At 69.8% G+C, this 13,196-nt stretch carries 11 protein-coding genes; 5 read left to right on the top strand and 6 right to left on the bottom strand.

What is annotated here, in order from left to right:
- The 3 genes from NON22_RS12170 to NON22_RS12180 all read right to left on the bottom strand — a co-directional run.
- Positions 1-1,610, bottom strand: a 1,610-nt coding sequence (locus NON22_RS12170) for an ankyrin repeat domain-containing protein (protein ID WP_257387204.1), incomplete at its 3' end; no start/stop codon positions are given.
- Positions 1,611-1,907: 297 nt separating this feature from the next.
- Positions 1,908-2,156, bottom strand: a complete 249-nt coding sequence (locus NON22_RS12175) for a YcgL domain-containing protein (protein WP_257387205.1) — start codon at positions 2,154-2,156, stop codon at positions 1,908-1,910.
- Between the two features lie 249 nt (positions 2,157-2,405).
- Positions 2,406-5,672 carry a S41 family peptidase gene (locus NON22_RS12180; protein WP_257387206.1) on the bottom strand — a complete coding sequence of 1,089 codons (3,267 nt, stop codon included), beginning with the start codon at positions 5,670-5,672 and terminating at the stop codon, positions 2,406-2,408.
- Positions 5,673-6,005: 333 nt separating this feature from the next.
- Between NON22_RS12180 and NON22_RS12185 the strand changes: the two genes are divergently transcribed.
- The 4 genes from NON22_RS12185 (at position 6,006) to NON22_RS12200 (ending at position 7,916) form a co-directional block, all read left to right on the top strand.
- The gene (locus NON22_RS12185; RefSeq protein ID WP_257387207.1) at positions 6,006-6,422 is read left to right on the top strand and encodes an MAPEG family protein; all 417 of its coding nucleotides are present in this window, start codon (positions 6,006-6,008) and stop codon (positions 6,420-6,422) included.
- A 204-nt stretch (positions 6,423-6,626) separates the two neighbouring features.
- Positions 6,627-6,779, top strand: coding sequence for a DUF6868 family protein (locus NON22_RS12190; protein ID WP_257387208.1), 153 nt, complete (start codon positions 6,627-6,629; stop codon positions 6,777-6,779).
- 166 nt (positions 6,780-6,945) lie between these two features.
- The gene (gene arr, locus NON22_RS12195; protein ID WP_257387215.1) at positions 6,946-7,359 is read left to right on the top strand and encodes an NAD(+)--rifampin ADP-ribosyltransferase; all 414 of its coding nucleotides are present in this window, start codon (positions 6,946-6,948) and stop codon (positions 7,357-7,359) included.
- The gene (locus tag NON22_RS12200; RefSeq protein WP_257387209.1) at positions 7,356-7,916 is read left to right on the top strand and encodes a hypothetical protein; all 561 of its coding nucleotides are present in this window, start codon (positions 7,356-7,358) and stop codon (positions 7,914-7,916) included. Before arr ends, NON22_RS12200 begins: the two co-directional genes overlap by 4 nt.
- A gap of 55 nt (positions 7,917-7,971) precedes the next feature.
- Here the strand turns inward: NON22_RS12200 and NON22_RS12205 are convergent, their stop codons facing one another.
- The 3 genes from NON22_RS12205 to NON22_RS12215 form a co-directional block, all read right to left on the bottom strand.
- Entirely contained in the window at positions 7,972-8,730 is a 759-nt protein-coding gene (locus tag NON22_RS12205; RefSeq protein WP_257387210.1) for a tetratricopeptide repeat protein, read from the bottom strand.
- 229 nt (positions 8,731-8,959) lie between these two features.
- Complete coding sequence (locus NON22_RS12210; RefSeq protein ID WP_257387211.1) at positions 8,960-10,642, bottom strand: M28 family metallopeptidase; 1,683 nt, start codon at positions 10,640-10,642, stop codon at positions 8,960-8,962.
- Positions 10,643-10,773: 131 nt separating this feature from the next.
- On the bottom strand, positions 10,774-11,433 hold the full coding sequence (locus tag NON22_RS12215) for a DUF4097 family beta strand repeat-containing protein (protein ID WP_257387213.1): 660 nt from the start codon (positions 11,431-11,433) through the stop codon (positions 10,774-10,776).
- 185 nt (positions 11,434-11,618) lie between these two features.
- On the opposite strand from NON22_RS12215, the gene gpmI reads away from it, so the two are divergent.
- Positions 11,619-13,151: a 2,3-bisphosphoglycerate-independent phosphoglycerate mutase gene (gene gpmI / locus NON22_RS12220; protein ID WP_257387214.1), complete on the top strand. Its 1,533-nt coding sequence runs from the start codon at positions 11,619-11,621 to the stop codon at positions 13,149-13,151.
- Positions 13,152-13,196: the final 45 nt, after the last annotated feature.

Here is a 13,196-nt window from a genome sequence, read left to right on the forward strand (position 1 = left end):
AGCGCGCTGCGGCCGAGATGATCGACGCGGTTCGGATCGGGCTTGCGCGCGGCCAGCAGCGCGACGACTTCGGCCGCGCCGGCGCGGGCCGCTTCCATCAGCGCCGTCGTGCCCTGGCGGTCGGCGTGGTCGACGTCGGCGCCGGCGTCGAGCAGCACGCGCACGATCGCCGCATGACCGGTCAGCGCCGCAGCCATCAGGGCCGTGCGGCCCAGCGGACCCTGCGCGTCGACGCGGGCCTTCTGCCGCAGCAGCAGCTTGACGCCGGTCACGTCGTCGTCGGCGATCGCCGCGGCCGCGCCGAGCGCGGGCTGCGCATGCTCGACTTCGTTGCGTGCGCCGCGTTCGAGCAGGAAGCGCAGCAGGGTCCAGTTGGCCGCCTGGGCGGCCTGGCCCAGCGGCGTCAGGCCGTCGCGGTTGACCGCGGCCAGCGGCGCGCCGGCGTCGATCAGCATGGCCGCGACGACGGGCTCGGCCGCCAGTGCGGCGTAGTGCAGCGCGGTATTGCCCTGGCTGTCACTCGTAGCCGGGTCGGCGCCGTTCGCGAGCAGGGTCAGCACGGCGTCGGGGCGGCCCTGGTAGCTGTCGCGCGTCGCCGCGAGCAGCGGGCTCAGCCCGGCATGGGCGCGGTTCACGTCGGCGCGCTTGGCGATCAGCGCGCGCAGCAGGCGCACTTCGGGCAGGGTGGCCGCGAGCATCAGCACGCTGCGCTGGTCGCGCTCGCCGGCGCCGGGTACGGTGTTCGGATCGGCGCCGCGTTCGAGCGCGGCAAGCGCCAGTTCGACCTGACCGCAGCGTGTCGCATGCAGCAGCGCGGCGTCGAGCTCGGCCTGGTTCAGGCCGCCGGGCAGTTCGCGCGGCGGCTCGGCGCAATTCGTCGCTCCGGTTTCGGCCTCGCGCGGTTCGTTGCGCCGCGCACGGCGCGCGGTCAGCAGCGCGCGCAGGCAGCGGTTCGCGATCAGCAGCTGGGCCAGCGGCAGCGCCGCGGCGTAGACCAGCAGCATCAGCAGGCGCAGCTCGCTCGGCAGGCCCGGTCCGAGGCCGGCGATGCCGACGGCCAGGCAGACCAGGACCAGCTGGGCCATCGCGACGGGCAGGCCGTGGCTGAAGAACAGTTCGTGCTCGCCGGTCAGGTGGCGAGCGAAGCTCACGCTGCGCGACACGGCGGTCAGAATCCACGAGCCCTGTTCGCTGTCGGGATAGGCGTCGTCCCAGACGAAGACCAGACCGAACGCCGGCCACAACCGCCAGAGCAGCAGAAGCGCGACGACGACCGCGGCCGACAGGCACATGGTCGCGCCGAGCGAGCCGGCCTGGAGCAGCGCGGCCAGCGGCCAGCCGAGCAGCAGCATGACCGCGGCGGAGTAGAACGCGAGCAGCGCGAAATGCGCGGCGCCGCGGCGCAGCACGGTGCGCGCGAAGCTGTCTTCCTGATCGAAACCCAGGCCCTGGCAGATCGCGGCCATCGTCAGCGAGTTGGCCGCGAGCAACAGCAGCAGCGCGGCCGGATGCGGCACGAACGCGGCGGCGAGCAGACACAGCGCGGCCGGCAGGAAATACGGCAGGCTGGCGACGAAGGCGGCGAGGCGTGTCGGCTTGGCTCGTGGCACGCGGGTTTCCGTACAGATCGGGCAGTGGGAACGGTCCTGGCGCGCCGTCGCCGGCGTGCGGACGCCGCGGCGTTTTCGGCCGGCGGCGCGACCCGCGCGAGTATATGCAGTTAATTCCGCGCCCGTGGTAAATCGCGGTTCAGCCGGCCGCGCTGTTCATGTTGCGCCGCAATAGCTGCACAGCCTGCGGGCATTCCGCCGAATACCGGAATGCGCCGGGCCGGGACGGCTCCCGTTGCGGCTACGCCGGCGTAGGGTATGCGGCCGCCGCCGCGGTCGCAGAAGCGATCCGCCGGCTCAATGCGTCGTCTCGACGGGCGGCGGCGGCAGCTGCAGATGGAAGCCCGGTCCCTGCAGATTCGCGATGACGGTGTCGACGTCCTCGCGCGCGAGCCGGCGTTCCGGCGACAGGGCCAGCTCGATGACGAAATTCAGCGGTCCCAGGGTCGCCGCGAGCGGCGCCGGCAGCAGCTCGAACGCATCGCGCTCGCGCAGGTAGACGTAGGTATCGGCGCGGCGCAGGCTTTTGTATACAAAGCATTGCATCGGGGTCTCCGGAACGTCGGCGCCGGATCTTACCCGCAGGCGGGCCGTGCATGAATGGGCGCGCCGGCTGCGAAGGGCGCAGCGGACCGCGACGCCGAGGTCTCGCCTCATCGAAGCGTGCCGATCGAAAACGCTTGGGCAAGGAGCGCCGAAGCGGGGCCGCTGCGGAGGTGCGCCGGTGCGGACCTCGTGCCGGCAGGACTTCGGTGTTGCGGCTCGCCGGGGCTCGCCGCAACACCGGGTCCCGTTTCAGTCGCCGAACCTGGTCGGCGACGGCGGCGCCTGCAGTCGCGGCTTCGGAGTCGCCGGCAGCTGCGCGAGCAGCACTTCGACGGCCTTCTCGATGCTCGGGTCCTTGCCCGCGGCGATGAGTTCGGGGCGGTCGATGACTTCGATGTCCGGCGCGACGCCCTCGTTCTCCACGGCCCATTGGCCGTCCGTGCCCATGAAGCGGAACGTCGCGGCGAGCACGCTGCCGCCGTCGGCCAGGCCCGGATTGCCGGAAATGCCGATCAGGCCGCCCCAGGTGCGCGTGCCGATCAGCGGCCCGAGCTTGAGCTTGCGGAAGTAGTACGGGAACGCGTCGCCGCCGGAGCTCGACAGGCCGTTGATCAGCATGGCCTTGGGACCGTCGTGCGAGACCAGCGGCGTCGGCGCGGGATCCAGGCCGCGGCGCTTCCAGTAGTTCAGCGGCGCACGCGCGAGCAGTTCGATCATGCGATCCGGAATGAAGCCGCCGCCGTTGTAGCGGTCGTCGATGATCAGCGCTTCCTTGTCGTGGTACGCGAGCAGGCCGCGGTTGAGTTCACGGTTGCCTTCGACGGCGGTGTTCGGCACGTGGATGTAGCCGATGCGGCCGTCGGACAGCTTCTCGACGTAGGCGCGCCGCGCGGCGACCCAGTCGGCGTAGCGCAGCCCCTGTTCGGAAGTCAGCGTCTTCACGCGCACCTCGCGCGCGCCGCTCGCGCTCGGACGGTTGTTGACGCGCAGGCTCACGACCTGGTCGCCGCGGCCCTGCAGTAGCGCGTACGGATTCCTGACGCTGCGCGCGTCGACGCCGTCGACGGCGATCAGGTAGTCGCCGGTCTTCACGTTGACGCCGGTCTCGGTCAGCGGCGAGCGCAGGTCGCGGTTCCAGTTCTCGCCGGCGAAGATCCTGGCGATCCGGAAATAACCCGACGCGTCGGTCGCGAACTCGGCGCCGAGCAGGCCGTTGGCGTGGCGCTCGACCTTGGGCATGTCCGACGAGGACTGCACGTAGACGTGGCCGGAGTTCAGTTCGCCGGCGATTTCCTGCAGCAGGAAGTCGAGGTCGGCGCGGCTGCCGAGATGCGGCACCCAGGCGCCGTAGCGCGTGCGGATCGTGTTCCAGCGCTCGGCGCCGCCGTGCATGCCCGGGTCGTAGAACCAGTCGCGCAGGATGCGCCAGGCGTCGGTGAACTCCTGCTGCCATTCCACGCGCGGGTCGACGTAGAGCTCGAGCTTGTCGAGGTTCAGCGCGCCGGCGTTGAAGTCCTGGCCCGCATCGGCCTTGACCAGCGCGAAGCGCTCGCCCTGCTTGAGCAGCAGCATGTCGCCGGCCGCGGACAGGCGGAAGTCGGCGATGTTCGCCGCGACGGCCTTGTCCTGGTCGGCATCCAGCGCGAGCCGGCGCAGTTCCAGCTGTTGCTGCTGGCGTGGATTGCCGGACAGGAAATACACCGCGTCGGCGCCGGCCTGCAGGCTGCGGTAGTTGCCCGAGCCGGCTTTCAGCGCGACGGCGCGGCCGACGATGCCGTCGCGGTCGACGATGACTTCCGGCGTGGTCGCGGCGGGCGTGGACTTGTCGGCGGGCTTGCCGGCGTCCTTGGGCTTGTCTGCCGCGGCGGCCTTGACCTCGTCGCTGGGCAGCGGATACACGGCCGGCCCGGTGCTCGCGAGCGTCAGCGCATACGGCCGCGTCGCGTTCGTATACAGGTAGTTCTGCTCGAACGCGCTGAAGGTCAGGTTGTAGTCGCGGTTGGACAGGAAATACAGCCAGCGGCCCTTGGGATCGAAGGCCGGGCTGAACGCGCTGCTGGTCGCTTCGGTCGCTGCGGCGGTCTTGCCGTCGTGCAGCGAATACAGCCAGATCTGCGACAGCCCGGCCGCATTGGTCTTGCCGTAGGCCAGCCAGCTGGAATCGGGCGACCAGACGTAGTCGCTGAAATCGTCGTGGCGGCTCTGGTCGACGTCGCGCTGCACGCCGCTGCGGACATCGACGATGCGCAGGCGCCCGCGCTTGTCCGCATAGGCGAGCTTGCGCGAGTCCGGCGACCAGACCGGCGGCATGCGCCAGGTATCGCCGTCGCGCGTCAGGCGGCGCGGCTCGCCGCTGCCGTCCTGGCTGCGCACGTACAGTTCGTACTCGCCGCTCTCGTCGGACAGGTAGGCGATGCTCTTGCCGTCGGGCGACCAGGTCGCGCTGATCTCGCGCGCGGCCGGGGTCTTGCTGAGATTGCGGATCTCGCCGTTCTTGGCCGGCACGCTGAACAGCTCGCCGCGCGCGCCGAACACCACGCGCTCGCCGTGCGGCGACAGATCGAACGATTCGATCTGCGCGGCCACCTTCTTCCAGGCCGGCAGCGCCTGCGGCTGGTCGCCGCTCACGCGGATGTCGAGCCTGACAGGCGTGCCCGCCGCCGCGTCGAAGCGCCAGATCCAGCCGCCCTGCTCGAACACGATCGCGTCCTTGCCGGCGCTGGGCCAGAGCACGTCGAAATCGTCGAAGCGCGTGAGCTGCTTCGCCTCGCCGCCGCTCGCGGGCAGGGACCAGAGATTCAAGGTCTGGCCGCCGCGGTCGGACACGAAATAGATCGTGTCGCCGAGCCACATCGGCTGATGGTCGGTCGCGCGGTTGTCGGTCAGCCGCTGCGAGGTGTTGTGGACGAGGTTGTAGGTCCAGACATCCTGCGCGCGGCCGCCGCGATAGCGCTTCCAGCTGCGGAAATCGCGATCGATCGGCGTGTACACGACGGACTTGCCGTCGGGCGAATACATGCCGCCGCCGCTCTCGGGCATGGCGAGCGGCGTTTCGAGACCGCCGTCGGCGGGCACTTCGTAGAGCCGGCCGCTGCGTTCGTCGTAGGGCACGCGGTTCGCACGCACGAGCACGCGCTTGCCGTCGGGGCTCCAGTCCAGCACGCGATAGTCGGTGCCGCCGCGCGGCGGCATGCTGCCGACGTCGTTGTACCAGGTCAGCTGGCGCGGCGCGCCGCCGTCGGCCGGAATCACGTAGACCTGGCGCGTGCCGTCGTATTCGCCCGAGAACGCGATCCAGCGGCAGTCGGGGGAGAACTTCGGATAGAGCTCGTTGCCGCTGTGCGAGGTCAGCCGCTGCGCCGTGCCGCCGGCCGCCGCGACGCGGTAGACGTCGCCGGCCTGGACGAAGGCGACGCTGTCGCCGCAGATATCGGGAAAACGCAACACGCGGCTGGCGCCCGGGTCGGGCGCCGCCGCCGCGGCGGCCAGCAGGGCGGCGGAAACGAGCATCGGCATCGAGGGATCCTTGCAGCGGGAAACTCGCCCGATTGTAGACAGCGCCGGCGGGGCTGCCCTGGGCCGAAAGGGATAGGGTGGCGCGTCGCCGGCCGGCACGGGCCGGATTGTCGAGGGACGGTGGTCCGGCCGCGCTGGAAACAGCATGACGGCGCCAGGTCCTGTGCCGCTCCATTGCGCCGATCCGGGTCGATGCGGCGAGCCCTGTGTTTCAATCTCCGCCGCGGCGCAGCGCAATGGGGACGACCCACGCGACGCGATCCCGCCGCCTGCAACGTGCCGTGCGCGAGAACGGCGCTTCGGCGCGCACGTCGACTCCATCGGGGGTTTGCCATGATTTCTGCCAGTTCGGTCGTCTTCGTCGGATTCATCCTCTGGACCTTGTTGCTGCTCGTGCTCATGGAAGTCATCCGCTGCCGGCTCGTGCTCGGCGGAAAAGTCCCGGCGAACGGATTCACGCCGGACAACGCGGGTCTTTCACCCTTCATGCAGCGGCTCGCGCGGGCTCATGCGAATTGCCTCGAGAACCTGCCGGTCTTCGGCGGCCTGCTGCTGTTCGCGATCGCGACGGACCGCACCGCGATCACCGACCCGCTCGCGTGGCTGTTCCTCGGCGCCCGAGTGTTCCAGTCGCTCGTCCATCTGTCGTCGCTGACGCCGACAGCCGTCACCATCCGCTTCGCGGCGTTCTCGGTGCAGATGGGCATCGGCGTGTATTGGGCGTTCGCGCTGCTGGTGGCGCAGCTATGAAGAGCATCGGCATTCCGCTGCAGTACGCGTGCTTCGAGGGAGGCTCTGGCCGTCGCTGCGAAGGAGGTGCGAGAGGCCGGGTGGCGCATCGCTTCGCTGGATGCCGTCCATCCGACGGAACGCAACGACTACGAGGACGCCGCCGCCGCCCCTGCAGTATTTCGAGCAGGCCCGAATGGACGGGATCGTTCTGGTTTTTCATGCGTGGCGCGACGCCGCGCGCCACTGATCCGCGGAACGATCACTGCGGCGTTCGATGCGATCCATTACGGCGGCATGGCCGTCTACAAGATCGGCATCCTGCTGTTCAACCTCGCGCCGCTGCTTGCGCTGCATCTGCTGCGCGGCGGCCACTGAGCGGTGTTCGCGTGCGAGGGGCCGGCGTCGAGGCCGCCGGAAATAATTCGGGAGGCGTTGCGCCTCCCGCAACGAATGTATACGGCATGCCGGGGCTTGCGGCAAGGCGCGCGGACTGGTGCAGCATCGCCGCCCTGCCGACGGGGCAGCCGAGCGGAGCGCTGCGATGAGCGATGTGCCTGCCGATAAGCCGACCTATTATCACGGCACCAAGGCCGACCTGAGCCCGGGCGATCTGATCGAACCCGGCCGCGCGTCGAACTACGGAAGCCGCAAGACGGCGGCCTTCGTCTATCTGAGCGCCACCCTGGAGGCGGCCGTCTGGGGCGCCGAGCTCGCCGTCGGTGCCGGAAACGGCAGGATCTACGTCGTCGAGCCGACCGGACCGATCGAAGACGATCCGAACCTGACGAACCGGAGGTTTCCCGGCAATCCGACCCGGTCGTACCGGTCACGCAGCGCGTTCCGCGTGGTCGGCGAGGTCACGGAGTGGGCCGGGCATTCGGCCGAGCAGCTCGGGCGCATGCGGGATCATCTCGACGAACTGAGGCGGCGCGGCGTGGAGGCCATCGAGGAATGAGCGCGATTCAACCCTTGAACCGTTCACCCGGGCCTGCGCCGTCGCATGCGGCACGGTGCGGTTCGCGCAGCGGAACGCTGTCGCCGGCTCGTCGTCTTGCGCTGATTGCCTGGTTGGCTCTTATAGCGGCGGCTCCCACGGTTCACGGCGCTCCGCCGGTCGAGCTCTGCAAGGCGCTCCGTGCATTCGTCGCATCGGTACGGCCCGGCGAGACCCGCGAATTCACTTTTCGCACGGCCTGGGGTTCCAACTTCGACGATGCCGCGGAGCCGGCCATCTCCGCCAAGCGCTGCGAGCATGCCGGTCATGCGCCCGCCGAAAAGGTGTGCGCCTATCTGATGGAGCACGGCTCCGTGGAGTTCTCCGGCAGGAACGTCGAAGCGTCGATCACTTGCCTGTCGCGCGATACTCGCTTCGACCGTGCCCTGAATCTCTACAGCGGCGCCTTCTCCTTCGGCTACGGCGCCGGGCGGCACAGCGCGCAAATCGATGTCAGCTTCGGCGCGGACACCGAGGCCGGCGGCATGGCGTTCCGGCTAGCGGCAAAAGTCTACTGAGACGCAGCGATTGCGCGCTGCCGGTGATCGGCGGATTCCGCGGACCGCGCGACGGCTATTCCGCCGCCGGCGCCAGCGCGGCCAGTTCCTGCCGCGCCGCATCGAGATGCGCCTGTTCCTTGCGCCGGTAGTACTTCGGCGCGACCTTCGCGCGCTTGAGCATTTCCTCGAACACGCGGCGCGCGTCGCGCGGGCGATTCAGCGATTTCAGCAGGCGGCCGTAGCGCAGGCGCGCTTCCTCGCCGGGATAGCTCGTCGCGAGCACTTCGTATTCCTCGAGCGCGCGTTCGTTTTCGCCGAGCGCCTCGAGGCAGCGCGCGTAGAGGAAATGGCCTTCGTCGGAGCGAAAGTTCGGGTTCGCCTTGATCAGCGCGTCGAGCGTGTCGCGCGCGCCGGCGTGGTCGCCGAGGCCGGCCTGGGATTCGGCGAGGCCGAGCAGGAAGGCCGGGTCGGTCGCGTAGATGCCCTTGAGCACGGAGCGGTACAGCTCGGCCGCGTTGGCGTAGTCGCCGAGACGCAGCGACTCCTCGGCGAGACGGCGGCGGTTTTCCACGGTGTCGGCGATGTCCAGCTGCTGCGCGATGCGCCGGCGCTGGTGTTCGGGATCGATGCGGTCGCGCACGTTGCGCACGAGGCGGCGGCTGGCCGGGTCGTGGCGCAGCTCGGGCAGGATCTGCGTGAAGAAATAGACCGCGACGCCGAGGTAGGAGCCGAGCATGATGACCCAGATCCACCAGTAGGGCCGCCCCGACCTGACCATGTGGACGAGGCAGACGAATTGCAGCAGGACAGAGGCGATCAGCAGTACGGGCATGGCGGCGACACGGGCGAGGACGGCGCATCTTGTCGCCGCGGCCCAGGCTGTGCAAGCCGGGCCCGCAGGCCGCGGCGAGCGCAGCGAATCGCGACACCGGGCCTCCCTGCGGTGAATGTCTGTGCCGGGGCCATCGCAACGATCGGCGAGCGCGTCGCCGACCGTTGTTCGCTGCGTCTGAATCTCGATGTTGCGGCTCGCCTGCGGGTTCGCCGCAGAATCTACCGCTTCATTTCTTCGCCGCGTCGCGCACGGCCTTGAACTCGCTGTCGGCGGCCCACTGCGGCCAGCTCGTCTCGCTCGCGAGCTTGCTGCCGACGACGTAGAGCGCTTCGAGGTCGGCGGTCGCGCCGTCAAGCGGCATGCCGTCCTTGTACTCGTCGCCGACCTGGTGGTAGCGGTTCTTGCCGTAGTCGGCGACCGCGGCGCGGCCGGCGGCTTCGCCGCCGTCGAACAGGTCCGTGCCGCTCTTGATGTACAGCGACGGCACGCCCTTGCGCGCGAAGTTGAAATGATCGGAGCGGAAGAAGTGGCCCTTCTCGGGCGATTCCTCCGGCGTGATCACGCGGCCCTGGGCCGACGCGGCGGCCTTGAGATAGTCGTCTAGCTCGGACTGGCCATAGCCGACGACGGACAGGTTGCGCGAGACCGAGGTCAGCGACATCGCGTCCATGTTGATGTCGGCGACGGTCTTGTCCATCGCGGTCGGCGGATGCGTCGCGTAGTAGCGCGAGCCGAGCAGGCCGGACTCCTCGAGCGTCACGGCCGCGAACACGATCGTGCGCTGCGGCGGCGGGTTCTGCTTGGCGAAGGCCTCGGCGATCACGATCAGGCCGGCCACGCCGGTCGCGTTGTCGACGGCGCCGTTGAAGATCTGGTCGCCGGTGCGCGTCGCGTCCTTGCCGAGGTGGTCCCAGTGGGCGCTGTAGACGATGGCCTCGTCCGCACGCGTCGTGCCCGGCAGCATCGCGACGACGTTGTCGGAACTGCCGTTCCTGATCGTGCTCCTGAGCGTCGTCGTCAGCTTGGCCGGCAGCGCCTGCGGCTTGAAGCCGCGCACGTCGGCGCTCTTGCGCAGCGCGGCGAAGTCGAGGCCGGCCTTGCCGAACAGGCGTTCGGCCGCGGCCTTCGTGATCCAGCCGCCGGCGTCCAGGCGCGGCGCCGGGTCTTCGCTAGCGGGCAGGTCGAACTGCGGGCCGTTCCAGCTGTTCTCGATCACGTCCCAGCCGTAGCCGGCGCCTTCGGTCTCGTGCACGATCAGCGCGGCCGCGGCGCCCTGGCGCGCGGCCTCCTCGAGCTTGTAGGTCCAGCGCCCGTAATAGGTCATCGCGCGGCCCTTGAACAGCTCCGCGTCGTTGTTGCCGAAGCCCGGGTCGTTGACGAGCACGATCACGGTCTTGCCCTTGACGTCGAGGCCGGCGTAGTCGTTCCAGTTCTGCTCCGGCGCGTTGACGCCGTAGCCGACGAAGACGATGTCGGAATCCTTGATCGCGACTTCCGGCTTGGCCGACAGGTTCACGACCATCATGTCGGTCTTGCGCGCGAACGTCTCGTGGCCGCCGCCGACCGCGACGTCGAGCACGACGTCGGTGTTCTGCAAGGTGATCTCCACCGTCGGCACCGACTGGAACCAGGAGCCGTTGTTGCCGGGCTTGAGGCCGATGCGCTCGAACTGGTCCTTGATGTAGGCCGTCGTCAGGCGTTCGCCGAGCGTGCCGGGCTCGCGGCCTTCGAACTCGTCGGAGGCGAGCTTCTTCAGGCGTTCGCCGAAGTCGGCGCCGCTGTTGGCGAAGGTCGAGCGGTAGCCGGCCGGTGCGGCGGCGGGTGCGGCGGCCGGCGCCGCGGGCGGCGGCGCTTCGGAACAGGCGGCGAGCGTCAACGCGGCGCTCGCGAGGATCAGGATATGGCGCATGAAGCCTCCGGAAAGACACGGAGGACCGAGTGTAGGTGCCGGCGCCGGCCCGCAGCCAGGCCGGAAGTCATGCCTGCGACGAAGGTGGCGGCGGACAGGAATGTCCGCCGCCCGTCTTCCAATCCTGGGTATTACGGCGTCGCGCCGCTGAACATCGTCGGCGTGGCGCCTTCGACGGCGCCGATCTTCGCGCTGCTGCTGACGAACAGGTCGACGTCGCGGCGGAACACCAGGCGACCCTGCACGACGGCGTCCGGGCCGATCACGACGCGCGGATTCCGCTGCTTGCCCCAGGACCAGCCGCTGGGCTTGTCGACGAGGATGCCGCCCTCGATGCGCGAGCCGGCGCCGATCTCGATGTCGCCGGAGACCGTCTCGATCGAGCCGCCGACGCGCGCCGACTCGGTGCGGATACGGCCGTTGACGTTGGACACCTTGCCGCCGACGTCGGCGCCGCGGTCCAGGGTGATCGAGCCGTTGACCGATTCGACGGTGTCGTGGACGCGCGCGCGCGCGCCGAGGGAAATCGCGCCGTTGACGGTCTCGGCCGATTTCAGCTCGGTGTCGTCCTCGATCTCGATCGAGCCGTTGACCGTGTCGGCCGAGTCGGCGCGCGCATGGCTGCGCAGGTAGATCGAGCCGTTGACGGTTTCCAGATCGCCGGCGAGCTGGCCTTCCTCGACGCGGATGGAGCCGTTGACCTTGTCGATGTCCGGGCCGGTGGAACCGGCCTGGGCGGCAGCGGCGGCGAAGGTGGCGCAGACGGCGAAAGCAAGCGTACGCATGACCATGGAACGACTCCTGATGAGGGCGCGGGCGGGACGGGACCGCATTCGCGCGGGCAGGGACTTGGATGCGGACTTCCGGCGCAGGGTTGCAGCGCGCGGCGGCCCCCTGCCTTTGGTCACGGGCTGCGCGGTCCCGGCGCGGCGATTCCGCTACCATGCGCGTTCCGCCATCGCCGCCGTTTCCCGCCGTGACCGCACCCAAGCCCGTCCTGCTGCTGATCCTCGATGGCTGGGGCCATCGCCTCGAGACCGAATACAACGCGATCGCGCTGGCCGACTGCCCGAACTGGCGCCATCTGCTGGCGACCTGTCCGCACGACCTCGTCGACACCCACGGCCTGCACGTCGGCCTGCCCGACGACCAGATGGGCAATTCCGAGGTCGGCCATATGAACATCGGCGCCGGCCGCGTCGTCTACCAGGACCTGACCCGCATCGATCAGGACATTTCCACGGGTGAATTCTTCAACAATGCGGCATTGCTGCAGGCCTGCGCCGCGGCGAAGGCCGGCAGCGGCACCCTGCACGTGTTCGGACTGATCTCCCCGGGCGGCGTGCACAGCCACGAGAACCACGTGCTCGCGCTGCTCGACCTGGCCGCGAAGCAGGCCGTGCCGCGCATCGCCGTGCATGCGTTCCTCGACGGCCGCGACACGCCGCCGAAGAGCGCCGAGCCCTCGCTGCGCCTGCTCGAGGCGCATTGCGCGAAGACGCCGGGCGCGTTCGTCGCGACGGTCGGCGGCCGCTATTACGCGATGGACCGCGACAAGCGCTGGGACCGCGTGCAGCTGGCCTACGACGCGATCACCGACGCCCGCGCCGACTATCACGCGGCGAGCGCGGTCGGCGCGCTCGCCGCGGCCTATGCGCGCGGCGAGAACGACGAGTTCGTCAAGCCGACCGTCATCGGCGCCGGCGCCGCGATGCAGTCCGGCGACGCGGTCGTGTTCATGAATTTCCGCGCCGACCGCGCGCGCCAGCTGAGCCAGGCCTACGTCGACGCGGCGTTCGACGGCTTCCCGCGCGAGCGCCGGATCGCGCTGTCGGCGTTCGTCACGTTGACCGAATACAGCGCGGCGCTCGCCGTCAGCGCCGTGGCCTATCGGCCCCAGTCCATGGCCAACACGCTCGGCGAATACCTCGCCGCGCTCGGCAAGACCCAGCTGCGCATCGCCGAGACCGAGAAGTACGCCCACGTCACGTTCTTCTTTTCCGGCGGCCGCGAAGCGCCCTACGCCGGCGAGGAGCGTGTGCTGATCCCGAGCCCGAAGGTCGCCACCTACGACCTGCAGCCGCAGATGAGCTGCCCGGAGCTGACCGACAAGCTCGTCGAGGCGATCGGGTCGGGCCGCTTCGACTTCATCGCCTGCAACATCGCCAACCCCGACATGGTCGGGCATACCGGCGTGCTCGCCGCGGCGATCGCCGCGGTCGAGGCCGTCGACGTCGCGCTCGGCCGCATCGAGGCGGCGATACGCGCCGCCGGCGGCGCTCTGCTGATCACCGCCGACCACGGCAACCTCGAGCAGATGCTCGACGAGAACGGCCAGCCGCACACGCAGCACACGGTCGGACCGGTGCCGCTGGTCTACGTCGGCCCGGGCCTGCCGCGGATCCACCGCGGCGCGCTGCGCGACCTCGCGCCGACCGTGCTGGGCCTGCTGCAGTTGCCGGTGCCGGCGGAAATGAGCGGGCGCTCGCTGCTGCAGTTCGACGCCTGAGCCCGCCGTGCGCAGGCGTGCCGGCCCTGCCCGTGCCGCGACGCG

The sequence above is a fragment of the Tahibacter caeni genome, assembly GCF_024609805.1.
GTDB classification, from domain to species: domain Bacteria; phylum Pseudomonadota; class Gammaproteobacteria; order Xanthomonadales; family Rhodanobacteraceae; genus Tahibacter; species Tahibacter caeni.

Coding starts and splice junctions, on each gene's coding strand:
- NON22_RS12200 (WP_257387209.1), top strand. CDS start 7,356: ATGAGCGCGATTCAACCCTTGAACCGTTCACCCGGGCCTGCGCCGTCG.
- NON22_RS12185 (WP_257387207.1), top strand. CDS start 6,006: ATGATTTCTGCCAGTTCGGTCGTCTTCGTCGGATTCATCCTCTGGACC.
- NON22_RS12180 (WP_257387206.1), bottom strand. CDS start 5,672: ATGCCGATGCTCGTTTCCGCCGCCCTGCTGGCCGCCGCGGCGGCGGCG.
- NON22_RS12175 (WP_257387205.1), bottom strand. CDS start 2,156: ATGCAATGCTTTGTATACAAAAGCCTGCGCCGCGCCGATACCTACGTC.
- NON22_RS12215 (WP_257387213.1), bottom strand. CDS start 11,433: ATGGTCATGCGTACGCTTGCTTTCGCCGTCTGCGCCACCTTCGCCGCC.
- arr (WP_257387215.1), top strand. CDS start 6,946: ATGAGCGATGTGCCTGCCGATAAGCCGACCTATTATCACGGCACCAAG.
- NON22_RS12205 (WP_257387210.1), bottom strand. CDS start 8,730: ATGCCCGTACTGCTGATCGCCTCTGTCCTGCTGCAATTCGTCTGCCTC.
- NON22_RS12210 (WP_257387211.1), bottom strand. CDS start 10,642: ATGCGCCATATCCTGATCCTCGCGAGCGCCGCGTTGACGCTCGCCGCC.